Consider the following 23521-nt stretch of genomic DNA (forward strand, 5'->3'; position numbering starts at 1 on the left):
AAGAAACAGAAGGAAAAACGATGGACTCACTGGCTGAACTTTATAAAAATCATATTGTTACTTTGCAGGAACGCACGCGTGATGTGCTGGCGCGGTTTAAACTCGACGCGTTACTTATTCACTCCGGCGAGTTGTTTAACGTCTTTCTTGATGACCATCCTTATCCGTTTAAAGTGAACCCGCAATTTAAGGCCTGGGTACCGGTAACACAGGTGCCGAACTGTTGGCTGCTGGTGGATGGCGTGAATAAACCGAAGTTGTGGTTTTACATGCCGGTTGACTACTGGCATAACGTGGAACCGTTGCCGACCAGTTTCTGGACCGAAGAAATTGACGTCATTGCATTGCCGAAAGCGGACGGCATTGGCAGCCAACTGCCAGCCGCGCGCGGCAACATCGCTTATATTGGACCTGTTGCGGAACGTGCGTTGAGCCTTGATATCGCGGCAAACAATATCAACCCGAAAGGGGTGATCGATTATCTGCATTATTACCGCGCGTATAAAACCGATTATGAACTGGCGTGTATGCGTGAAGCGCAGAAGACGGCGGTGATTGGTCATCGCGCAGCGCATGAAGCCTTCCAGTCTGGCATGAGCGAGTTCGACATCAACCTCGCCTATCTGACTGCCACCGGCCATCGCGATACAGACGTACCTTATGGCAACATTGTGGCGCTGAACGAACACGCCGCTGTGCTGCATTATACGAAGCTTGATCACCGCGCACCGGCGGAAATGCGCAGTTTCTTGCTGGATGCTGGCGCGGAGTACAACGGCTATGCCGCTGATCTGACGCGTACCTGGGCGGCGAACAGCGATACCGATTACGCGCAACTGGTGAAAGACGTTAATGATGAGCAACTGGCGCTGATTGCCACCATGAAAGCGGGTGTCAATTACGTGGAGTACCATGTGCAGTTCCATCAGCGTATCGCGAAGCTATTACGTCGCCACCAAATCATCACCGATATCAGTGAAGAAGCTATGGTTGAGGAGGATATTACCGGGCCGTTTATGCCGCACGGTATTGGTCACCCGCTGGGCTTGCAAGTGCATGACGTCGCCGGTTTTATGCAAGATGACAGCGGTACGCATCTGGCTGCGCCATCAAAATACCCCTATTTGCGTTGCACGCGTGTGATGGAACCGCGCATGGTGCTGACCATCGAGCCGGGTATCTACTTTATTGAGTCGCTGTTAGCGCCGTGGCGCGATGGCCCGCTCAGCAAGCACTTCAACTGGCAAAAAATTGATGCGCTGAAACCGTTTGGCGGCATTCGTATTGAAGATAACGTGGTTATCCACGAAAACGGCATTGAAAACATGACGCGGGACCAGAAGCTGGCGTAATGGAGAGCTGGCTGATCCCGGCGGCACCGGTCACCTTTAGCGAGGAGATCAAAAAGAGCCGCTTTATTACGCTGCTGGCGCATACAGAGGGTGTTGATGCGGCAAAAGCGTTTGTCGACGCCGTTCGGGCGGAACATCCGGACGCGCGTCACCACTGTGTAGCGTGGGTCGCAGGCGCGCCGGATGATTCGCAGCAGTTAGGCTTTTCTGATGATGGCGAACCGGCGGGCACGGCGGGTAAACCGATACTCTCGCAGTTAATGGGCAGCGGTATCGGCGAAATTACCGCCGTAGTGGTCCGTTATTATGGCGGCGTGCTGCTGGGAACCGGTGGTCTGGTGAAAGCTTACGGTGGCGGTGTGCAGCAGGCGTTAAGCCTGTTAACCACCGTCCGCAAAATGCCATTAACCGAATATACTTTGTGGTGCGATTACGCACAGCTCGCCGGAGTTGAAACGCTGCTTGGGCAATTTGAGGGGAAAATTGTCGCAAGCGAGTATCAGGCTTCCGTACATCTGCGAGTGGCGCTTCCTCACAGCAGACTGGACGCATTTTCAGCAAGGCTTGCTGATTTTAGTCGTGGCGCATTGCAATTGTTAAAAACTGAAGAATAATCCCCCACCTGATTTTCTGAACACCTAAGGAAGCGGCAGAGATGCAATTTCGCGCCATAACCCGAATCGTTGGACTGCTGGTTATCCTCTTTTCCGGAACGATGATCTTACCCGGTCTGGTAGCCCTTATTTACCGCGATGGTGCGGGTCGTGCATTTACCCAGACCTTTTTCGCTGCGCTGGTGATTGGCTCCATCCTGTGGTGGCCAAACCGTCGGGAGAAAAAGGAGCTGAAATCCCGCGAAGGATTTTTGATCGTCGTGCTGTTCTGGACCGTGCTGGGAAGTGTGGGTGCGCTGCCGTTTATTTTCTCGGAAAGCCCGAACCTGACGGTGACCGACGCCTTTTTTGAATCCTTCTCTGGCCTGACGACCACGGGGGCGACCACGCTGGTGGGGCTGGACTCGTTGCCGCATGCCATTCTTTTCTACCGTCAGATGCTGCAATGGTTCGGCGGGATGGGGATCATTGTCCTGGCGGTCGCGATACTGCCGATTCTGGGCGTGGGGGGGATGCAGCTCTACCGCGCGGAGATGCCCGGGCCGCTGAAAGATAACAAAATGCGTCCGCGTATTGCCGAAACGGCGAAAACGCTGTGGCTTATCTATGTATTGCTGACCGTGGCTTGCGCGCTGGCGCTGTGGTTTGCCGGGATGCCCGCGTTTGACGCCATCGGGCATAGCTTCGCGACCATCGCCATTGGCGGCTTCTCGACACATGATGCCAGCGTGGGTTACTTCAATAGCCCAACTATTAACACCATCATTGCTATTTTCTTATTGATCTCCGGCTGTAACTACGGCCTGCACTTCTCTTTACTGAGTGGGCGCAGCCTGAAAGTTTACTGGCGCGATCCTGAATTCAGAATGTTTATTGGCGTGCAACTGACGCTGGTGGTGATCTGCACCGTGGTGCTGTGGTTCCACGACGTTTACAGCTCTGCGGTGACGACGGTGAACCAGGCCTTCTTCCAGGTGGTATCGATGGCCACCACTGCCGGGTTTACTACCGACAGTATTGCGCGTTGGCCGCTGTTCTTGCCGGTGCTGCTATTGTGTTCGGCGTTTATTGGTGGCTGTGCGGGTTCTACCGGTGGTGGTTTGAAAGTGATCCGCATATTGCTGCTGTTCAAACAGGGTAACCGTGAGCTGAAACGTCTGGTGCACCCGAATGCGGTTTACAGCATCAAGCTTGGGAATCGCGCATTGCCGGAACGTATTCTTGAAGCGGTATGGGGGTTTTTCTCTGCCTATGCGCTGGTGTTTATTGTCAGCATGCTGGCGATTATCGCCACGGGCGTGGATGACTTTTCTGCTTTTGCTTCTGTTGTCGCCACGCTGAATAACCTGGGGCCGGGGTTGGGCGTCGTTGCTGATAACTTCGCGAGTATGAACCCGGTGGCGAAGTGGATCCTCATCGCGAATATGCTGTTTGGTCGCCTTGAAGTCTTCACATTGCTGGTACTGTTTACCCCAACTTTCTGGCGCGAATAAGGGAGTGTGACGTGAAAACATTGATTCTATTTTCGACCCGGGATGGGCAAACAAGGGAAATCGCCTCTTATCTGGCGTCCGAGCTGAAAGAGCTCGGTATTTATGCGGATGTGGTGAACCTGAACCGTACGCCAGAGATTGAATGGGATAACTATGAGCGCGTGGTAATTGGCGCGTCTATCCGTTACGGCCATTTCCACCCGGCGCTGGCGAGCTTCGTGAAAAAGCATCTGCAGCAGTTGAATGCGCTACCGAGCGCGTTCTACTCCGTTAACCTTGTTGCGCGTAAGCCTGAGAAAAGTTCTCCGCAAACTAATAGCTATACGCGCAAATTTTTATTCTCTTCGCCGTGGCAGCCAGATCAATGCGCGGTATTTGCCGGTGCGCTGCGTTATCCCCATTATCGTTGGTATGACCGCTTGATGATTCAACTGATTATGAAGATGACCGGTGGCGAAACGGATCCTACTAAGGAAGTTGTCTATACCGACTGGCAGCATGTGGCGAATTTTGCCCGCGAAATCGCTCAATTAAAGTGCAAATCGGCCGATTAGCAGCCGTTGCGACTGAAAATTAAGCGAACGAAAACTTTTTTTAAATTTATGCTTGTCAGCGGGAATTAACGCCCTATAATGCGCCACCACTGACACGGCACAACGGCAAATACACCGGCCTGTCAGGTGAAGAAATCTGAAAATAAACAGTTGACTTCACGGCGGGAAAGCGTAGTATACGCAACCCGCGCCGCAGCAAAAAGCGAAGCGACACTGCTCTTTAACAATTTATCAGACAATCTGTGTGGGCACTCAGGGTGACTGGATTCTTGAACGTCGCAAGACGAAAAATGAATACCAAGTCTCAGTGAGTGAACACGTAATTCATTACGAAGTTCTTTTCTTTAGAAATAAAGAAACATTGAGCATCAAACTTTTAAATTGAAGAGTTTGATCATGGCTCAGATTGAACGCTGGCGGCAGGCCTAACACATGCAAGTCGAACGGTAGCACAGAGAGCTTGCTCTCGGGTGACGAGTGGCGGACGGGTGAGTAATGTCTGGGAAACTGCCTGATGGAGGGGGATAACTACTGGAAACGGTAGCTAATACCGCATAATGTCGCAAGACCAAAGAGGGGGACCTTCGGGCCTCTTGCCATCAGATGTGCCCAGATGGGATTAGCTAGTAGGTGGGGTAACGGCTCACCTAGGCGACGATCCCTAGCTGGTCTGAGAGGATGACCAGCCACACTGGAACTGAGACACGGTCCAGACTCCTACGGGAGGCAGCAGTGGGGAATATTGCACAATGGGCGCAAGCCTGATGCAGCCATGCCGCGTGTATGAAGAAGGCCTTCGGGTTGTAAAGTACTTTCAGCGGGGAGGAAGGCGATACGGTTAATAACCGTGTTGATTGACGTTACCCGCAGAAGAAGCACCGGCTAACTCCGTGCCAGCAGCCGCGGTAATACGGAGGGTGCAAGCGTTAATCGGAATTACTGGGCGTAAAGCGCACGCAGGCGGTCTGTCAAGTCGGATGTGAAATCCCCGGGCTCAACCTGGGAACTGCATCCGAAACTGGCAGGCTTGAGTCTCGTAGAGGGAGGTAGAATTCCAGGTGTAGCGGTGAAATGCGTAGAGATCTGGAGGAATACCGGTGGCGAAGGCGGCCTCCTGGACGAAGACTGACGCTCAGGTGCGAAAGCGTGGGGAGCAAACAGGATTAGATACCCTGGTAGTCCACGCCGTAAACGATGTCTATTTGGAGGTTGTGCCCTTGAGGCGTGGCTTCCGGAGCTAACGCGTTAAATAGACCGCCTGGGGAGTACGGCCGCAAGGTTAAAACTCAAATGAATTGACGGGGGCCCGCACAAGCGGTGGAGCATGTGGTTTAATTCGATGCAACGCGAAGAACCTTACCTGGTCTTGACATCCACAGAACTTGCCAGAGATGGCTTGGTGCCTTCGGGAACTGTGAGACAGGTGCTGCATGGCTGTCGTCAGCTCGTGTTGTGAAATGTTGGGTTAAGTCCCGCAACGAGCGCAACCCTTATCCTTTGTTGCCAGCGGTCCGGCCGGGAACTCAAAGGAGACTGCCAGTGATAAACTGGAGGAAGGTGGGGATGACGTCAAGTCATCATGGCCCTTACGACCAGGGCTACACACGTGCTACAATGGCGCATACAAAGAGAAGCGACCTCGCGAGAGCAAGCGGACCTCATAAAGTGCGTCGTAGTCCGGATTGGAGTCTGCAACTCGACTCCATGAAGTCGGAATCGCTAGTAATCGTGGATCAGAATGCCACGGTGAATACGTTCCCGGGCCTTGTACACACCGCCCGTCACACCATGGGAGTGGGTTGCAAAAGAAGTAGGTAGCTTAACCTCCGGGAGGGCGCTTACCACTTTGTGATTCATGACTGGGGTGAAGTCGTAACAAGGTAACCGTAGGGGAACCTGCGGTTGGATCACCTCCTTACCTTAAAGAACCGTTCTCTGCAGTGTCCACACAGATTGTCTGATGAAATAACGAGCAGTAAAAATCTCTGCAGGCTTGTAGCTCAGGTGGTTAGAGCGCACCCCTGATAAGGGTGAGGTCGGTGGTTCAAGTCCACTCAGGCCTACCAAATTCATGCTGATACTGCGTTGTGGCAACGCTCACATACTGATGTATGCTTCGCGTCACCCCGCCTTGTCTCAGAATGAATTACGGGTATACGGGATTTAACTACGATGGGGCTATAGCTCAGCTGGGAGAGCGCCTGCTTTGCACGCAGGAGGTCTGCGGTTCGATCCCGCATAGCTCCACCATCTTTACTGCAGAAACCAAGAAAACTTCAGAGTACACATTCTGTGTGTGCTGCGAAGTTTTGCTCTTTAAAAATCTGGATCAAGCTGAAAATTGAAACACTGAACAGTGCGAACTGTTCTGTGAGTCTCTCAAATTTTTGCGACACGCGGATGTTTCACGAAACATCTTCGGGTTGTGAGGTTAAGCGACTAAGCGTACACGGTGGATGCCCTGGCAGTCAGAGGCGATGAAGGACGTGCTAATCTGCGAAAAGCGCCGGTAAGGTGATATGAACCGTTATAACCGGCGATGTCCGAATGGGGAAACCCAGTGTGACTCGTCACACTATCATTAACTGAATCCATAGGTTAATGAGGCGAACCGGGGGAACTGAAACATCTAAGTACCCCGAGGAAAAGAAATCAACCGAGATTCCCCCAGTAGCGGCGAGCGAACGGGGAGGAGCCCAGAGCCTGAATCAGCTTGTGTGTTAGTGGAAGCGTCTGGAAAGTCGCGCGATACAGGGTGACAGCCCCGTACACAAAAGCACACAGGCTGTGAGCTCGATGAGTAGGGCGGGACACGTGGTATCCTGTCTGAATATGGGGGGACCATCCTCCAAGGCTAAATACTCCTGACTGACCGATAGTGAACCAGTACCGTGAGGGAAAGGCGAAAAGAACCCCGGCGAGGGGAGTGAAAAAGAACCTGAAACCGTGTACGTACAAGCAGTGGGAGCATCCTTCGGGGTGTGACTGCGTACCTTTTGTATAATGGGTCAGCGACTTATATTCTGTAGCAAGGTTAACCGAATAGGGGAGCCGAAGGGAAACCGAGTCTTAACTGGGCGTTAAGTTGCAGGGTATAGACCCGAAACCCGGTGATCTAGCCATGGGCAGGTTGAAGGTTGGGTAACACTAACTGGAGGACCGAACCGACTAATGTTGAAAAATTAGCGGATGACCTGTGGCTGGGGGTGAAAGGCCAATCAAACCGGGAGATAGCTGGTTCTCCCCGAAAGCTATTTAGGTAGCGCCTCGTGAATTCATCTCCGGGGGTAGAGCACTGTTTCGGCTAGGGGGCCATCCCGGCTTACCAACCCGATGCAAACTACGAATACCGGAGAATGTTATCACGGGAGACACACGGCGGGTGCTAACGTCCGTCGTGAAGAGGGAAACAACCCAGACCGCCAGCTAAGGTCCCAAAGTCATGGTTAAGTGGGAAACGATGTGGGAAGGCCCAGACAGCCAGGATGTTGGCTTAGAAGCAGCCATCATTTAAAGAAAGCGTAATAGCTCACTGGTCGAGTCGGCCTGCGCGGAAGATGTAACGGGGCTAAACCATGCACCGAAGCTGCGGCAGCAACACTTATGTGTTGTTGGGTAGGGGAGCGTTCTGTAAGCCTGCGAAGGTGGCCTGTGAGGGTTGCTGGAGGTATCAGAAGTGCGAATGCTGACATAAGTAACGATAAAGCGGGTGAAAAGCCCGCTCGCCGGAAGACCAAGGGTTCCTGTCCAACGTTAATCGGGGCAGGGTGAGTCGACCCCTAAGGCGAGGCCGAAAGGCGTAGTCGATGGGAAACAGGTTAATATTCCTGTACTTGGTGTTACTGCGAAGGGGGGACGGAGAAGGCTATGTTGGCCGGGCGACGGTTGTCCCGGTTTAAGCGTGAAGGTGTGTGCTCCAGGCAAATCCGGAGTGCTTTAACACTGAGGCGTGATGACGAGGCACTACGGTGCTGAAGTAACAAATGCCCTGCTTCCAGGAAAAGCCTCTAAGCTCCAGGTAACACGAAATCGTACCCCAAACCGACACAGGTGGTCAGGTAGAGAATACCAAGGCGCTTGAGAGAACTCGGGTGAAGGAACTAGGCAAAATGGTGCCGTAACTTCGGGAGAAGGCACGCTGGTGCGTAGGTGAAGTGACTTGCTCATGGAGCTGAAACCAGTCGAAGATACCAGCTGGCTGCAACTGTTTATTAAAAACACAGCACTGTGCAAACACGAAAGTGGACGTATACGGTGTGACGCCTGCCCGGTGCCGGAAGGTTAATTGATGGGGTCATCCGTAAGGAGAAGCTCTTGATCGAAGCCCCGGTAAACGGCGGCCGTAACTATAACGGTCCTAAGGTAGCGAAATTCCTTGTCGGGTAAGTTCCGACCTGCACGAATGGCGTAATGATGGCCAGGCTGTCTCCACCCGAGACTCAGTGAAATTGAACTCGCTGTGAAGATGCAGTGTACCCGCGGCAAGACGGAAAGACCCCGTGAACCTTTACTATAGCTTGACACTGAACACTGGTCCTTGATGTGTAGGATAGGTGGGAGGCTTTGAAGCGTGGACGCCAGTCTGCGTGGAGCCGTCCTTGAAATACCACCCTTTAATGGCTGGTGTTCTAACGTGGACCCGTAATCCGGGTTGCGGACAGTGTCTGGTGGGTAGTTTGACTGGGGCGGTCTCCTCCTAAAGCGTAACGGAGGAGCACGAAGGTCAGCTAATCCTGGTCGGACATCAGGAGGTTAGTGCAATGGCATAAGCTGGCTTGACTGCGAGCGTGACGGCGCGAGCAGGTGCGAAAGCAGGTCATAGTGATCCGGTGGTTCTGAATGGAAGGGCCATCGCTCAACGGATAAAAGGTACTCCGGGGATAACAGGCTGATACCGCCCAAGAGTTCATATCGACGGCGGTGTTTGGCACCTCGATGTCGGCTCATCACATCCTGGGGCTGAAGTAGGTCCCAAGGGTATGGCTGTTCGCCATTTAAAGTGGTACGCGAGCTGGGTTTAGAACGTCGTGAGACAGTTCGGTCCCTATCTGCCGTGGGCGCTGGAGAATTGAGGGGGGCTGCTCCTAGTACGAGAGGACCGGAGTGGACGCATCACTGGTGTTCGGGTTGTCATGCCAATGGCACTGCCCGGTAGCTAAATGCGGAAGAGATAAGTGCTGAAAGCATCTAAGCACGAAACTTGCCCCGAGATGAGTTCTCCCTGAGCCTTTAAGGCTCCTGAAGGAACGTTGAAGACGACGACGTTGATAGGCCGGGTGTGTAAGCGCAGCGATGCGTTGAGCTAACCGGTACTAATGAACCGTGAGGCTTAACCTTACAACGCCGAAGGTGTTTTGGCGTGAGAGACAGAAAAGATTTTCAGCGTGATACAGATTACGTCAGAGTGTGAGAACGTTCTGACAGACAGAATTTGCCTGGCGGCAACAGCGCGGTGGTCCCACCTGACCCCATGCCGAACTCAGAAGTGAAACGCCGTAGCGCCGATGGTAGTGTGGGGTCTCCCCATGCGAGAGTAGGGAACTGCCAGGCATCAATTAAGTGAAGAGGCCATCCTGACGGATGGCCTTTTTACGTTTTTATGCAGCGAAACAGCACAAGCACTCACCCTGCGGATGCGGTAAACTAGCCGTGTTTTTGCATCAGGATAGCGCTAATGAATCTCTCCCTTAAGCCCTGGAATACCTTTGGTATTGATCGCCAGGCTCACCACATTGTTTGTGTCGAAAATACGCAGCAACTGCTCAATGCGTGGCAGACTGCAGTACAAAGCCAGCAGCCTGTATTGATCCTTGGCGAAGGAAGCAACGTATTGTTTCTGGAAGATTTTGCCGGAACAGTCATTATCAATCGTATTAAAGGCATTGACGTTCACGAAGAAGCGGACGCATGGCTTTTGCATGTCGGTGCGGGAGAGAACTGGCATAACCTTGTGCGATTGACACTCGAGAAAGGCATGCCGGGACTGGAAAATCTGGCGTTAATTCCAGGCTGTGTGGGTTCCTCTCCTATCCAAAACATTGGTGCCTACGGCGTTGAGTTACAGCGTGTCTGCAGCTATGTAGATTGTATGGAGCTCAGTAGCGGCAAGCCGCAGCGTTTATCTGCAGACGCCTGCCGTTTTGGCTACCGTGATAGCATCTTTAAACATGAGTATCAGGATCGTTATGCCATTACTGCTGTTGGATTGCGGTTGGCAAAATCCTGGCAACCGGTGTTGACCTACGGCGATTTAACCCGTCTGGATCCCGCAACTGTAACGCCTCAACAAGTTTTCGATTCCGTTTGCCAGATGCGTACCAGCAAGTTGCCGGATCCTAAAGTGAACGGAAACGCAGGTAGTTTCTTCAAAAACCCGGTGATCACGGCTGAGCAAGCCCGCACCCTGCTCGCAAGTTTCCCTCATGCTCCGCATTACCCACAGGAAGATGGTTCAGTGAAGCTGGCAGCAGGCTGGTTGATCGATCAATGCCAGTTGAAAGGAACCTCATTAGGGGGGGCTGCTGTCCATCACTTACAAGCTTTAGTACTGATTAACACCGGCCACGCAGCGAGCGAGGATGTAGTGCGTCTCGCACATTTTGTCCGGCAGAGCGTAGGCGATAAATTTGATATCTGGCTGGAACCGGAAGTGCGCTTTATAGGATGTTCTGGCGAGGTGAATGCGGTGGAGGCTATTGCGTGAAAGACAATACCGTTCCATTAACGCTGATTTCGATTCTGGCGGACGGCGAGTTCCATTCTGGCGAACAGCTTGGTGAGCGTTTGGGCATGAGCCGCGCAGCCATCAACAAACATATCCAGACGCTGCGTGACTGGGGCGTAGATGTCTTCACCGTGCCGGGAAAAGGCTACAGCTTGCCAGAACCCATTCAGCTACTGGATGAAGCCTTTATCAGTAGCCAGGTCGTGCAGGGTTCTGTTGCTGTACTTCCGGTGATCGATTCAACCAACCAGTATCTGTTGGATCGCCTAAGTGATTTGCGCTCCGGTGACGCCTGTGTTGCCGAATATCAGCAGGCTGGCCGTGGGCGGCGCGGGCGCAAATGGGTATCTCCGTTTGGTGCCAACCTCTATATTTCCATGTACTGGCGGCTTGAGCAGGGGCCGGCAGCGGCTATTGGTCTGAGCCTGGTCATTGGTATCGTTATGGCCGAGGTGTTGCGCGATTTAGGCGCTGAGCAGGTACGGGTCAAATGGCCAAATGATCTCTATCTACAGGATCGTAAACTTGCAGGGATCCTCGTCGAATTAACGGGAAAAACCGGCGATGCAGCACAAATTGTTATTGGTGCTGGCGTCAATCTTGTGATGCGTAAAACACAGGCAGAAGATATTAGTCAGAGCTGGATTAATCTGCAGGAAGCTGGCGTGCGTATTGATCGCAACCAACTGGCTTCACGTTTGATCATTGAACTTCGCACCGCCTTGCAACGCTTTGAGCAGGAGGGACTAACGCCTTTCCTCTCTCGCTGGGAAGCGCTGGATAATTTCATTAATCGCCCGGTTAAGTTGATTATTGGTGAAAAAGAGATCTTTGGCATTTCCCGCGGGATTGATTCACAGGGAGCTTTGTTACTTGAGCAAGACGGCGTTATTAAACCTTGGGTGGGTGGAGAAATATCGCTTCGCAGCGCGGAATAATAAAAAGGGAGCATGAATGCTCCCTTTTTATTTATTTCCGTAGTCGAACTTGCTCCACTGCATGGTTGGCGCTTTTTGTCATAATCAGGCTAGCGCGCTCACGGGTTGGCAGGATGTTTTCTTTAAGATTTAACCCGTTAATTTCTTTCCACAATGACATAGCAATCTCAATCGCTTCGGCTTCCGACAATTTGGCGTAGTTGTGGAAATAAGAATCAGGATTGGTAAATGCCCCTTCGCGGAACTTCAGGAAACGGTTGATATACCAGGTTTGCAAAAGGTCTTCTGGTGCATCTACATAAATCGAGAAATCAACAAAGTCGGAAACAAATACATGATGTGGATCGTGTGGGTAATCCATCCCACTTTGTAAAACATTTAACCCTTCGAGAATTAAAATATCCGGTTGCGAGATCGTTTTATCCCCATCCGGGATCACATCATAAATAAGATGCGAATAAACCGGCGCGGTGATATTAGTCACGCCCGATTTAATATCTGAAACAAACTGCACAAGGCGGTGCATATCATACGATTGCGGAAACCCTTTTTTCTTCATTAAACCGCGATCCTTCAGCACCTGGTTTGGGTGCAAAAAGCCATCGGTCGTGATGAGTTCTACGCGGCGATGCTCTGGCCAGCGGCTCAGCAGTGCCTGCAAGACGCGAGCGGTGGTGCTTTTGCCCACAGCAACGCTACCGGCAATGCTGATGATATAAGGAATACGCTGCCCGTTAGTGCCGAGAAATTGTTCAAGAACGGCCTGACGGCGTAAGTTCGAACTGATGTAGAAATTGAGTAAACGGGAAAGTGGAAGATATATTTCCGCAACTTCTTCCAAAGAAAGGTCTTCATTAATGCCTTTTAATCTCGCGATCTCGCCTTCAGTTAAGGTCATAGGGACAGAATCGCGAAGCGCAGCCCACTGGCTGCGATTAAACTGTAAGTAAGGCGTCATTAACGTTTGCTCTTTTTTACTCATAAGCTTTTATTAGCCTGCCATTATCACTCACTGCGTTGGCTTCCTGCGCGCAGTAAGAGAGAGACTCTAAAGATAATGCTATGGCACGACGTTATTGAAATAAGTGGGATCAATGGGCAGGAGGTTAACACCAGATGACAGGGAATAATATGAAAAATCGCGTCGAGGTGATGCTTTCCGTAGAAAGCATCACGCACTTCACTTTAGCTGGCAATAGAACGAACCATCTGATTTACAGCAAATAAGCGTTTAAAATATATGGCGGCCGGGTGGTAATAGCCGTCCGCAGAGCAGAGAAAATCTGGCACTTCACCGAGACAACGATATCCTTGCGAGCGATAGAACGCTTCTCCGGCAGAACCTGCCAGCACTTCAAGTGATAGCAAACCTCTCTGACGTGCACACGCTGCTTTCTCGAGCTCAGCTATGAGCTTCTTGCCAACACCTGTGCGTCGGGCGCGGCGATGTACCAGCAGAAGTTTGATAGTTCCCCGGTTAAGGGCTTCAGGTTGCATGTTGAGTTGCAGACTGACGCTGCCCGAAACGCCCTGTTCATCCCGCGCGATCCAGATGAGTCGCTCGCCTTTTTCCAGTTCACTGCGTAAGCGATAAAAACTGCTTTCAGCTTCCTGTTGGCTCATTGAACGTTGATACGCCACGGATGCGCCGCTGTGCAATGCATCCAGTAGCAATTGAGCAAGCTCCGGGCAATAGACCGGCAAGGTGGCTGCATTTAACAAGACAATCTTCATGATGACGCCTCCGCTGGGGTGTAATAGTGGAGATGCAATTAGTGATCCATTTCACAATCCCGCCTTAGCGCTGAGGAATCGGCTTAAGCGGCTATGGATTTGCACCACGATAATGCAATTGCACTGGCAAGGGACCACACAGGTATTGAGCAGAGGGTGGATGTAGAGAGAATAGATAGGAATGAATCAAGAGAAATGGTGGTTTTTTCCACGGTGTTGCATGAAATTACAGCATTTCTTCGGCTTGTCGCGCAAAATGTGAGCGATAGAACGTTTTGTGCAATTTTTTAGTTGCATCAATCCCTCTGTCTCCCTAGAATGCGCGCTACTTGATGCCGACTTAGCTCAGTAGGTAGAGCAACTGACTTGTAATCAGTAGGTCACCAGTTCGATTCCGGTAGTCGGCACCATCAAGTCCGGTGGGGTTCCCGAGCGGCCAAAGGGAGCAGACTGTAAATCTGCCGTCACAGACTTCGAAGGTTCGAATCCTTCCCCCACCACCATTTTCGGTTACGCTAAAACGTAACCTGAGTTGGTGTCAGTAGTGAATCAGCTCTTTGGGAGAGTGTCTTCTCCCGATAATACAGAAAGTACTGGGTAGCCGAGTTTCAGGATGCGGGCATCGTATAATGGCTATTACCTCAGCCTTCCAAGCTGATGATGCGGGTTCGATTCCCGCTGCCCGCTCCAAGACGTGCTGATATGGCTCAGTTGGTAGAGCGCACCCTTGGTAAGGGTGAGGTCCCCAGTTCGACTCTGGGTATCAGCACCACTTCACTTCTCCTCCCTGGTTTCTCTTCTGTTATTAGCATTCAACGAGTCGGGCATGTTGCCTGGTTGATGTGGTGATATCACCGATTTATCCGTGTCTTAGAGGGACAATCGATGTCTAAAGAAAAGTTTGAACGTACAAAACCGCACGTTAACGTCGGTACTATCGGCCACGTTGACCATGGTAAAACAACGCTGACTGCTGCAATCACTACCGTTCTGGCAAAAACCTACGGTGGTTCTGCTCGCGCATTCGACCAGATCGATAACGCGCCGGAAGAAAAAGCTCGTGGTATCACCATCAACACATCTCACGTTGAATATGACACCCCGACTCGCCACTACGCACACGTAGACTGCCCGGGCCACGCCGACTATGTTAAAAACATGATCACCGGTGCTGCGCAGATGGACGGCGCGATCCTGGTTGTTGCTGCGACTGACGGCCCGATGCCGCAGACCCGTGAGCACATCCTGCTGGGTCGTCAGGTAGGCGTTCCGTACATCATCGTGTTCCTGAACAAATGTGACATGGTTGATGACGAAGAGCTGCTGGAACTGGTAGAGATGGAAGTTCGTGAACTGCTGTCTCAGTACGATTTCCCGGGCGACGACACGCCGATCGTTCGTGGTTCTGCTCTGAAAGCGCTGGAAGGCGAAGCAGAGTGGGAAGCGAAAATCATCGAACTGGCTGGCTTCCTGGATTCCTACATTCCGGAACCAGAGCGTGCGATTGACAAGCCGTTCCTGCTGCCGATCGAAGACGTATTCTCCATCTCCGGTCGTGGTACCGTTGTTACCGGTCGTGTAGAGCGCGGTATCATCAAAGTGGGTGAAGAAGTTGAAATCGTTGGTATCAAAGACACCGCGAAATCCACCTGTACCGGCGTTGAAATGTTCCGCAAACTGCTGGACGAAGGCCGTGCTGGTGAGAACGTAGGTGTTCTGCTGCGTGGTATCAAACGTGAAGAAATCGAACGTGGTCAGGTACTGGCTAAGCCGGGTTCCATCAAGCCGCACACCAAATTCGAATCTGAAGTGTACATTCTGTCCAAAGATGAAGGCGGCCGTCATACTCCGTTCTTCAAAGGCTACCGTCCGCAGTTCTACTTCCGTACAACCGACGTGACTGGCACCATCGAACTGCCGGAAGGCGTAGAGATGGTAATGCCGGGCGACAACATCAAAATGGTTGTTACCCTGATTCACCCGATTGCGATGGACGATGGTCTGCGTTTCGCAATCCGTGAAGGCGGCCGTACCGTTGGCGCGGGCGTTGTAGCAAAAGTTCTCAGCTAATCGCTGATAACATTTGACGCAATGCGCAAGAAGAGGGCATCATTTGATGCCCTTTTTGTACGCTTTCGAACCAGAACCTGGCTCATCAGTGATTTTATTTGTCATAATCATTGCTGAGACAGGCTCTGAAGAGGGCGTTAGTCCGAATCTCGCCAGAGCATTTCGGTTTGGTTGCCTCGCTTATGCGGGGCAAAAATGTTTGTCTGAATTCTTGTGACAGGTTGGTTTATGAGTGCGAATACCGAAGCTCAAGGGAGCGGGCGCGGCCTGGAAGCGATGAAGTGGGTTGTTGTTGCAGTACTGCTGCTCGTGGCTATCGTTGGCAACTATCTTTATCGTGACATGATGCTGCCGCTCCGCGCGCTGGCAGTTGTTATTCTGATTGCTGCAGCAGGTGGTGTCGCGCTGTTGACGACGAAGGGTAAAGCGACCGTCGCTTTTGCCCGTGAAGCGAGAACCGAAGTACGTAAAGTGATTTGGCCCACTCGTCAGGAAACATTGCACACCACATTGATCGTGGCTGCCGTAACTGCAGTCATGTCACTGATCCTGTGGGGACTGGATGGTATTCTGGTCCGCCTGGTTTCCTTTATCACTGGCCTGAGGTTCTGAGATGTCTGAAGCTCCTAAAAAGCGCTGGTACGTCGTTCAGGCGTTTTCCGGTTTTGAAGGCCGCGTAGCCACTTCGCTGCGCGAGCATATCAAATTACACAATATGGAAGAGTTGTTTGGCGAAGTCATGGTGCCGACCGAAGAAGTGGTCGAAATCCGTGGCGGTCAGCGTCGCAAAAGCGAACGCAAATTCTTCCCGGGCTACGTCCTTGTCCAGATGGTGATGAATGACGCCAGCTGGCACCTGGTACGCAGCGTTCCGCGCGTAATGGGCTTCATCGGCGGCACGTCCGATCGTCCGGCGCCGATTAGCGATAAAGAAGTGGATGCGATTATGAACCGCCTGCAGCAGGTTGGTGATAAGCCGCGTCCGAAAACGCTGTTTGAACCGGGTGAAATGGTCCGCGTTAGCGACGGCCCGTTCGCCGACTTTAACGGTGTGGTTGAAGAGGTGGACTACGAGAAGTCTCGCCTGAAAGTGTCCGTTTCTATCTTTGGTCGTGCGACCCCGGTAGAGCTGGATTTCAGCCAGGTCGAAAAAGCCTAAATATTCGGCGATCAAACGTTGCACAGGGCGCGAAATTGACATACAATTTCGCGCCTTTTGTTTTTATGGGTCTCGTATCCGTAAAACGTATTCAAACACGGGGAGCCTTTCGGGGCGCTATACCCAAACGAGGAAATTTTAATGGCTAAGAAAGTCCAGGCCTACGTCAAACTGCAGGTTGCAGCTGGCATGGCAAACCCGAGCCCACCGGTTGGTCCGGCTCTGGGTCAGCAGGGTGTTAACATCATGGAATTCTGCAAAGCGTTTAACGCCAAAACTGATTCCATCGAAAAAGGTCTGCCAATTCCGGTTGTTATTACCGTTTACGCTGACCGCTCCTTCACTTTCGTTACCAAAACGCCTCCGGCAGCAGTTCTGCTGAAGAAAGCGGCTGGTATCAAGTCTGGTTCCGGCAAGCCGAACAAAGACAAAGTGGGCAAAGTAACCCGCGCTCAGGTGCAGGAAATTGCTCAGACTAAAGCCGCGGACATGACCGGTGCCGACATTGAAGCGATGACTCGCTCAATCGAAGGTACTGCGCGTTCCATGGGCCTGGTAGTGGAGGATTAAGAAATGGCTAAACTGACCAAGCGCATGCGCGTGATCCGTGACAAAGTTGATGCGACCAAACAGTATGACATCAACGAAGCCATTGCTCTGCTGAAAGAGCTGGCCACTGCTAAATTCGTAGAAAGCGTAGACGTTGCCGTTAACCTCGGTATCGACGCGCGTAAATCTGACCAGAACGTACGTGGTGCAACTGTACTGCCGCATGGTACTGGCCGTTCTGTTCGCGTAGCCGTATTTACCCAGGGCCCGAACGCTGAAGCTGCTAAAGCAGCTGGCGCTGAGCTGGTAGGTATGGAAGATCTGGCTGAGCAGATCAAAAAAGGCGAAATGAACTTCGACGTAGTTATTGCTTCTCCGGATGCAATGCGCGTTGTTGGCCAGCTGGGCCAGGTTCTGGGTCCGCGTGGCCTGATGCCAAACCCGAAAGTTGGTACCGTAACGCCGAACGTTGCTGAAGCGGTTAAAAACGCTAAAGCGGGTCAGATTCGTTACCGTAACGACAAAAACGGCATCATCCATACCACCATCGGTAAAGTGGATTTTGACGCTGACAAATTGAAAGAAAACCTGGAATCTCTGCTGGTAGCGCTGAAAAAAGCAAAACCGTCTCAGGCGAAAGGCGTGTACATCAAGAAAATTAGCATCTCCACCACCATGGGTGCGGGTGTTGCGGTAGACCAGGCTGGTCTGAACGCAGTAGCGAACTAATATTCGCCTTTACGTGGGTGGTGGATTTGTCTACAATCTTCCCCCCACGTTTTGCTAGCGTAAGTTAGCAAACAAACAGATTTGTTCGTTGGAGCCTGGCCTAATCCAGGCCTCCGTCGAAGACCGCAGGTGTTTCGTAAGAAGCTTAATTCCCTGCGTAGACGGTGACAGAACCTAAAGATTATTTTTAAAGTACTCTTTGGCTTGTTTCTGCTCACCGTATTAAGACGCTCTTTTCATTGAGAAGAGTGAAGTGAGTTCCAGGGCATGAGCCCTGGCAAACATCCAGGAGCAAAGCTAATGGCTTTAAATCTTCAAGACAAACAAGCGATTGTTGCTGAAGTCAGCGAAGTAGCCAAAGGCGCGCTGTCTGCGGTTGTTGCGGATTCCCGTGGCGTTACCGTAGATAAAATGACCGAACTGCGTAAAGCAGGTCGCGAAGCTGGCGTTTACATGCGTGTTGTTCGTAACACCCTGCTGCGCCGTGCTGTTGAAGGTACTGCTTTTGAGTGCCTGAAAGACGCGTTCGTTGGTCCGACCCTGATTGCATACTCTATGGAACACCCGGGCGCTGCTGCTCGTCTGTTCAAAGAGTTCGCGAAAGCGAATGCAAAATTTGAGGTCAAAGCCGCTGCCTTTGAAGGTGAGTTGATCCCGGCGTCCCAGATCGATCGCCTGGCAACCCTGCCGACCTACGAAGAAGCAATTGCACGCCTGATGGCAACCATGAAAGAAGCCTCTGCTGGCAAACTGGTTCGTACTCTGGCTGCTGTACGCGATGCGAAAGAAGCTGCTTAATCGCAGTTTTCTTTATAAAGCATTTGCTTACGTATAAACTTATTCTGATATTCAGGAACAATTTAAATGTCTATCACTAAAGATCAAATCATTGAAGCAGTTGCCGCTATGTCCGTAATGGACGTTGTAGAACTGATCTCTGCAATGGAAGAAAAATTCGGTGTTTCTGCTGCTGCTGCTGTAGCTGTTGCTGCTGGCCCGGCTGCTGATGCTGCTGAAGAAAAAACTGAGTTCGACGTAATTCTGAAAGCCGCTGGCGCTAACAAAGTTGCTGTTATCAAAGCAGTACGTGGCGCAACTGGCCTGGGTCTGAAAGAAGCTAAAGACCTGGTAGAATCTGCTCCGGCCGCTCTGAAAGAAGGCGTGAGCAAAGATGACGCTGAAGCTCTGAAAAAATCTCTGGAAGAAGCTGGCGCTGAAGTTGAAGTTAAATAAGCCAACCCTTCCGGTTGCAGCCTGAGAAATTAGGCTGATGGCTGGTGACTTTTTGGTCACCAGCCTTTTTGCGCTGTAGAAGGTACCGGTAGCGTTTCACACTGTTTGACTGCCAGTAGCCTTTACAATGCTTGTTTCTATCGACGACTTAATATACTGCGACAGAAAATCCTTTCTGTGTAAATCGCAATGAAATGATTTAAGCGTGATAGCAACAAGCATTGCGGAAAGTGCTCCACTTTCCGGTCTAAAAAAATAGTGTTGCATAAACTGTCCCTTTCGACGGACAGAGTGGGTCGACTTGTCAGCGAGCTGAGGAACCCTATGGTTTACTCCTATACCGAGAAAAAACGTATTCGTAAGGATTTTGGTAAACGTCCACAAGTACTGGATGTCCCATATCTCCTTTCTATCCAGCTTGACTCGTTCCAGAAGTTTATCGAGCAAGATCCTGAAGGGCAGTACGGTCTGGAAGCGGCTTTCCGCTCCGTGTTCCCGATTAAGAGCTACAGCGGCAATTCGGAACTGCAATACGTCAGCTACCGTCTTGGCGAACCTGTTTTTGATGTTAAAGAATGTCAGATCCGTGGCGTAACGTATTCCGCTCCGCTGCGCGTAAAACTGCGTCTGGTGATCTACGAGCGCGAAGCGCCGGAAGGCACCGTTAAAGACATTAAAGAACAAGAAGTCTACATGGGCGAAATTCCGCTCATGACTGACAACGGTACCTTTGTTATCAACGGTACTGAGCGTGTTATCGTTTCTCAGCTGCACCGTAGTCCTGGCGTCTTCTTCGACAGCGATAAGGGTAAAACCCACTCATCTGGTAAGGTGCTTTATAACGCACGTATTATTCCTTACCGTGGGTCATGGCTGGACTTCGAGTTCGACCCGAAAGATAACCTCTTCGTGCGTATCGACCGCCGCCGCAAACTGCCGGCGACCATTATTCTGCGCGCGCTGAACTACACCACTGAGCAGATTCTTGATCTGTTCTTTGAAAAAGTTGTCTTTGAAATCCGCGACAACAAGTTGCAGATGGAACTGGTGCCGGAACGTCTGCGTGGCGAAACTGCATCCTTCGATATCGAAGCAAACGGCAAAATGTATGTTGAAAAAGGCCGCCGTATTACCGCGCGCCATATTCGTCAGCTGGAAAAAGACGAAATTCAACACATTGAAGTACCGGTTGAGTACATCGCAGGCAAAGTTGCGGCTAAAGACTACGTTGACGAATCTACTGGCGAGCTGATCTGCCCGGCAAACATGGAGCTGTCGCTCGATCTGCTGGCGAAGCTGAGCCAGTCTGGTCACAAACGTATCGAAACCCTGTTCACCAACGATCTGGATCACGGTCCGTACATCTCTGAGACTGTACGTGTCGACCCGACCAACGATCGTCTGAGCGCGCTGGTAGAAATCTACCGCATGATGCGCCCTGGTGAGCCGCCGACTCGCGAAGCCGCGGAAAGCCTGTTCGAGAACCTGTTCTTCTCCGAAGACCGCTACGATCTTTCTGCGGTTGGCCGTATGAAGTTCAACCGTTCTCTGCTGCGCGACAGCATCGAAGGTTCCGGTATCCTGAGCAAAGAAGACATCATCGAAGTGATGAAAAAGCTCATCGGTATCCGTAACGGCATCGGTGAAGTGGATGATATCGACCACCTCGGCAACCGTCGTATCCGTTCCGTCGGCGAGATGGCGGAAAACCAATTCCGCGTTGGCCTGGTTCGTGTAGAACGTGCGGTGAAAGAGCGTCTGTCTCTGGGCGATCTGGATACCCTGATGCCGCAGGACATGATCAACGCGAAGCCTATCTCTGCAGCCGTTAAAGAGTTTTTCGGTTCCAGCCAGCTGTCACAGTTTATGGACCAGAACAACCCGCTGTCCGAGATTACGCACAAACGTCGTATCTCTGCACTCGGCCCAGGCGGTCTGACCCGTGAGCGTGCGGGCTTTGAAGTTCGAGACGTACACCCGACCCACTACGGTCGCGTATGTCCGATCGAAACGCCTGAAGGTCCGAACATCGGTCTGATCAACTCCTTGTCCGTGTACGCACAGACTAACGAATACGGCTTCCTCGAAACGCCGTACCGTAAAGTGACCGACGGCGTGGTGACTGACGAGATCCATTACCTTTCTGCTATCGAAGAAGGTAACTACGTTATCGCTCAGGCGAACACCAACCTGACGGAAGAAGGTCGTTTCGTAGACGATTTGGTAACCTGCCGCAGCAAAGGCGAATCCAGCCTCTTCAGCGCAGACCAGGTTGACTACATGGACGTTTCCACCCAACAGGTGGTTTCTGTCGGTGCGTCCCTGATCCCGTTCCTGGAACACGATGACGCCAACCGTGCATTGATGGGTGCGAACATGCAACGTCAGGCGGTTCCGACTCTGCGCGCTGACAAGCCGCTGGTTGGTACCGGTATGGAACGTGCTGTTGCCGTTGACTCCGGTGTAACCGCGGTTGCTAAACGTGGCGGTACTGTTCAGTACGTGGATGCCTCTCGTATCGTTATCAAAGTTAACGAAGATGAGATGTACCCGGGCGAAGCAGGTATCGACATCTATAACCTGACCAAATACACCCGTTCTAACCAGAACACCTGTATCAACCAGATGCCGTGTGTTTATCTGGGTGAGCCAATTGAGCGCGGCGATGTGCTGGCAGACGGCCCGTCCACCGACCTCGGTGAACTGGCGCTCGGTCAGAACATGCGCGTAGCGTTCATGCCGTGGAACGGTTACAACTTCGAAGACTCCATCCTTGTCTCCGAGCGTGTGGTTCAGGAAGATCGTTTCACCACTATTCACATCCAGGAACTGGCGTGCGTGTCTCGTGACACCAAGCTGGGGCCAGAAGAGATCACCGCAGACATCCCGAACGTGGGTGAAGCTGCGCTCTCCAAACTGGATGAATCCGGTATCGTTTACATCGGTGCGGAAGTGACCGGCGGCGACATTCTGGTTGGTAAGGTAACGCCGAAAGGTGAAACCCAGCTGACGCCAGAAGAGAAACTGCTGCGCGCGATCTTCGGTGAGAAAGCGTCTGACGTTAAAGACTCTTCTCTGCGTGTACCGAACGGTGTTTCCGGTACCGTTATCGACGTTCAGGTCTTTACCCGCGATGGCGTGGAAAAAGACAAACGTGCGCTGGAAATCGAAGAAATGCAGCTCAAACAGGCGAAGAAAGACCTGTCTGAAGAACTGCAGATCCTCGAAGCTGGCCTGTTTAGCCGTATCCACACCGTGCTGGTTTCCGGCGGCGTTGAAGCTGAGAAGCTCGACAAACTGCCGCGTGACCGCTGGCTGGAACTCGGCCTGACCGACGAAGCGAAACAAAATCAGCTGGAACAGCTGGCTGAGCAGTATGACGAACTGAAACACGAGTTCGAGAAAAAACTCGAAGCGAAACGCCGCAAAATCACTCAGGGCGATGATCTGGCACCGGGCGTGCTGAAAATCGTTAAGGTTTATCTGGCTGTTAAACGTCAGATCCAGCCTGGTGATAAAATGGCAGGTCGTCACGGTAACAAGGGTGTTATCTCTAAGATCAACCCGATCGAAGATATGCCATACGATGAAAACGGCACGCCGGTTGATATCGTACTGAACCCGCTGGGCGTACCGTCGCGTATGAACATCGGTCAGATCCTTGAAACCCACCTGGGTATGGCTGCGAAAGGTATCGGCGATAAGATCAACGCCATGCTGAAACAGCAGCAAGAAGTCGCGAAACTGCGCGAATTCATCCAGCGTGCATACGATCTGGGCGCTGACGTTCGTCAGAAAGTCGACCTGAGCACCTTCAGCGATGATGAGGTTCTGCGTCTGGCGGAAAACCTGCGTAAAGGTATGCCGATCGCAACGCCGGTATTTGACGGTGCGAAAGAGTCTGAAATCAAGGAACTGTTACAGCTGGGTGGCCTGCCGACTTCCGGTCAGATCACACTGTTCGACGGTCGTACCGGTGAGCAATTCGAGCGCCAGGTTACCGTTGGCTACATGTACATGCTGAAACTGAACCACCTGGTTGATGACAAGATGCATGCGCGTTCTACCGGTTCTTACAGCCTGGTTACTCAGCAGCCGCTGGGTGGTAAGGCGCAGTTCGGTGGTCAGCGCTTCGGGGAGATGGAAGTGTGGGCGCTGGAAGCATACGGCGCGGCATACACCCTGCAGGAAATGCTCACCGTTAAGTCTGATGACGTGAACGGTCGTACCAAGATGTATAAAAACATCGTGGACGGCAACCATCAGATGGAACCGGGTATGCCTGAGTCCTTCAACGTACTGTTGAAAGAGATTCGTTCGCTGGGTATCAACATCGAGCTGGAAGACGAGTAACTCTCGCTCAAACAGGTCA

At 51.9% G+C, this 23521-nt stretch carries 16 protein-coding genes, 6 tRNA genes and 3 rRNA genes; 23 read left to right on the forward strand and 2 right to left on the reverse strand.

Going from position 1 to position 23521, the window contains the following annotated elements; translation table 11 throughout:
• Positions 1-20 precede the first annotated feature (20 nt).
• The 11 genes from pepQ to birA all read left to right on the forward strand — a co-directional run bounded on the left by pepQ (position 21) and on the right by birA (position 11675).
• Entirely contained in the window at positions 21-1352 is a 1332-nt protein-coding gene (gene pepQ / locus IP581_RS01015; protein WP_097401943.1) for a Xaa-Pro dipeptidase, read from the forward strand.
• Positions 1352-1966: an IMPACT family protein gene (locus IP581_RS01020; RefSeq protein ID WP_193821557.1), complete on the forward strand. Its 615-nt coding sequence runs from the start codon at positions 1352-1354 to the stop codon at positions 1964-1966. Before pepQ ends, IP581_RS01020 begins: the two co-directional genes overlap by 1 nt.
• 41 nt (positions 1967-2007) lie before the next feature.
• A complete protein-coding gene (gene trkH, locus IP581_RS01025) occupies positions 2008-3459 on the forward strand; it encodes a Trk system potassium transporter TrkH (protein WP_020456050.1) in 1452 nt (483 codons plus the stop codon).
• A gap of 11 nt (positions 3460-3470) precedes the next feature.
• Positions 3471-4013: a menaquinone-dependent protoporphyrinogen IX dehydrogenase gene (hemG, locus tag IP581_RS01030; RefSeq protein WP_193821558.1), complete on the forward strand. Its 543-nt coding sequence runs from the start codon at positions 3471-3473 to the stop codon at positions 4011-4013.
• 378 nt (positions 4014-4391) lie between these two features.
• A 16S ribosomal RNA gene (locus IP581_RS01035) occupies positions 4392-5931 on the forward strand.
• A 71-nt stretch (positions 5932-6002) separates the two neighbouring features.
• A tRNA-Ile gene (locus IP581_RS01040) sits at positions 6003-6079 on the forward strand.
• Positions 6080-6187: 108 nt separating this feature from the next.
• A tRNA-Ala gene (locus IP581_RS01045) sits at positions 6188-6263 on the forward strand.
• Positions 6264-6442: 179 nt separating this feature from the next.
• Positions 6443-9350 (forward strand): 23S ribosomal RNA (locus tag IP581_RS01050).
• Between the two features lie 97 nt (positions 9351-9447).
• Positions 9448-9563 (forward strand): 5S ribosomal RNA (gene rrf, locus IP581_RS01055).
• Together the 16S, 23S and 5S rRNA genes with 2 tRNA genes alongside form the textbook arrangement of a ribosomal RNA operon.
• Positions 9564-9687: 124 nt before the next feature.
• Positions 9688-10716, forward strand: coding sequence for a UDP-N-acetylmuramate dehydrogenase (gene murB / locus IP581_RS01060; protein ID WP_193821559.1), 1029 nt, complete (start codon positions 9688-9690; stop codon positions 10714-10716).
• Positions 10713-11675: a bifunctional biotin--[acetyl-CoA-carboxylase] ligase/biotin operon repressor BirA gene (gene birA / locus IP581_RS01065; protein ID WP_086868029.1), complete on the forward strand. Its 963-nt coding sequence runs from the start codon at positions 10713-10715 to the stop codon at positions 11673-11675. Before murB ends, birA begins: the two co-directional genes overlap by 4 nt.
• Before the next feature lie 31 nt (positions 11676-11706).
• Here birA and coaA read toward each other — a convergent pair whose 3' ends face one another.
• A complete protein-coding gene (gene coaA, locus IP581_RS01070; protein ID WP_017460033.1) occupies positions 11707-12657 on the reverse strand; it encodes a type I pantothenate kinase in 951 nt (316 codons plus the stop codon).
• Positions 12658-12860: 203 nt separating this feature from the next.
• Positions 12861-13409 (reverse strand): GNAT family N-acetyltransferase, encoded by a 549-nt coding sequence (locus tag IP581_RS01075; RefSeq protein WP_193821560.1) that lies wholly within the window; start codon positions 13407-13409, stop codon positions 12861-12863.
• A gap of 334 nt (positions 13410-13743) precedes the next feature.
• Here IP581_RS01075 and IP581_RS01080 point away from each other — a divergent pair.
• The 12 genes from IP581_RS01080 to rpoB all read left to right on the forward strand — a co-directional run bounded on the left by IP581_RS01080 (position 13744) and on the right by rpoB (position 23502).
• Positions 13744-13819 (forward strand) — tRNA-Thr (locus IP581_RS01080).
• Between the two features lie 8 nt (positions 13820-13827).
• Positions 13828-13912, forward strand: a tRNA-Tyr gene (locus IP581_RS01085).
• A gap of 112 nt (positions 13913-14024) precedes the next feature.
• Positions 14025-14099: transfer RNA gene (locus IP581_RS01090), tRNA-Gly, on the forward strand.
• Positions 14100-14105: 6 nt separating this feature from the next.
• Positions 14106-14181, forward strand: a tRNA-Thr gene (locus IP581_RS01095).
• A 113-nt stretch (positions 14182-14294) separates the two neighbouring features.
• Positions 14295-15479: an elongation factor Tu gene (tuf, locus tag IP581_RS01100; RefSeq protein ID WP_017460031.1), complete on the forward strand. Its 1185-nt coding sequence runs from the start codon at positions 14295-14297 to the stop codon at positions 15477-15479.
• A gap of 228 nt (positions 15480-15707) precedes the next feature.
• Complete coding sequence (gene secE, locus IP581_RS01105) at positions 15708-16091, forward strand: preprotein translocase subunit SecE (protein ID WP_003033128.1); 384 nt, start codon at positions 15708-15710, stop codon at positions 16089-16091.
• Between the two features lies 1 nt (position 16092).
• Positions 16093-16638, forward strand: a complete 546-nt coding sequence (gene nusG / locus IP581_RS01110; RefSeq protein ID WP_006816549.1) for a transcription termination/antitermination protein NusG — start codon at positions 16093-16095, stop codon at positions 16636-16638.
• 141 nt (positions 16639-16779) lie between these two features.
• Complete coding sequence (rplK, locus tag IP581_RS01115; RefSeq protein WP_002438627.1) at positions 16780-17208, forward strand: 50S ribosomal protein L11; 429 nt, start codon at positions 16780-16782, stop codon at positions 17206-17208.
• Positions 17209-17211: 3 nt separating this feature from the next.
• A complete protein-coding gene (gene rplA, locus IP581_RS01120) occupies positions 17212-17916 on the forward strand; it encodes a 50S ribosomal protein L1 (RefSeq protein WP_086868564.1) in 705 nt (234 codons plus the stop codon).
• Positions 17917-18216: 300 nt separating this feature from the next.
• Positions 18217-18714 carry a 50S ribosomal protein L10 gene (rplJ, locus tag IP581_RS01125; RefSeq protein ID WP_038865708.1) on the forward strand — a complete coding sequence of 166 codons (498 nt, stop codon included), beginning with the start codon at positions 18217-18219 and terminating at the stop codon, positions 18712-18714.
• Positions 18715-18780: 66 nt separating this feature from the next.
• Positions 18781-19149, forward strand: a complete 369-nt coding sequence (gene rplL / locus IP581_RS01130) for a 50S ribosomal protein L7/L12 (RefSeq protein ID WP_014882064.1) — start codon at positions 18781-18783, stop codon at positions 19147-19149.
• Between the two features lie 324 nt (positions 19150-19473).
• Positions 19474-23502, forward strand: coding sequence for a DNA-directed RNA polymerase subunit beta (gene rpoB, locus IP581_RS01135; protein WP_086868566.1), 4029 nt, complete (start codon positions 19474-19476; stop codon positions 23500-23502).
• Positions 23503-23521 lie beyond the last annotated feature (19 nt).

This window comes from Kosakonia pseudosacchari, from assembly GCF_015167415.1.
Lineage (GTDB): Bacteria > Pseudomonadota > Gammaproteobacteria > Enterobacterales > Enterobacteriaceae > Kosakonia > Kosakonia pseudosacchari.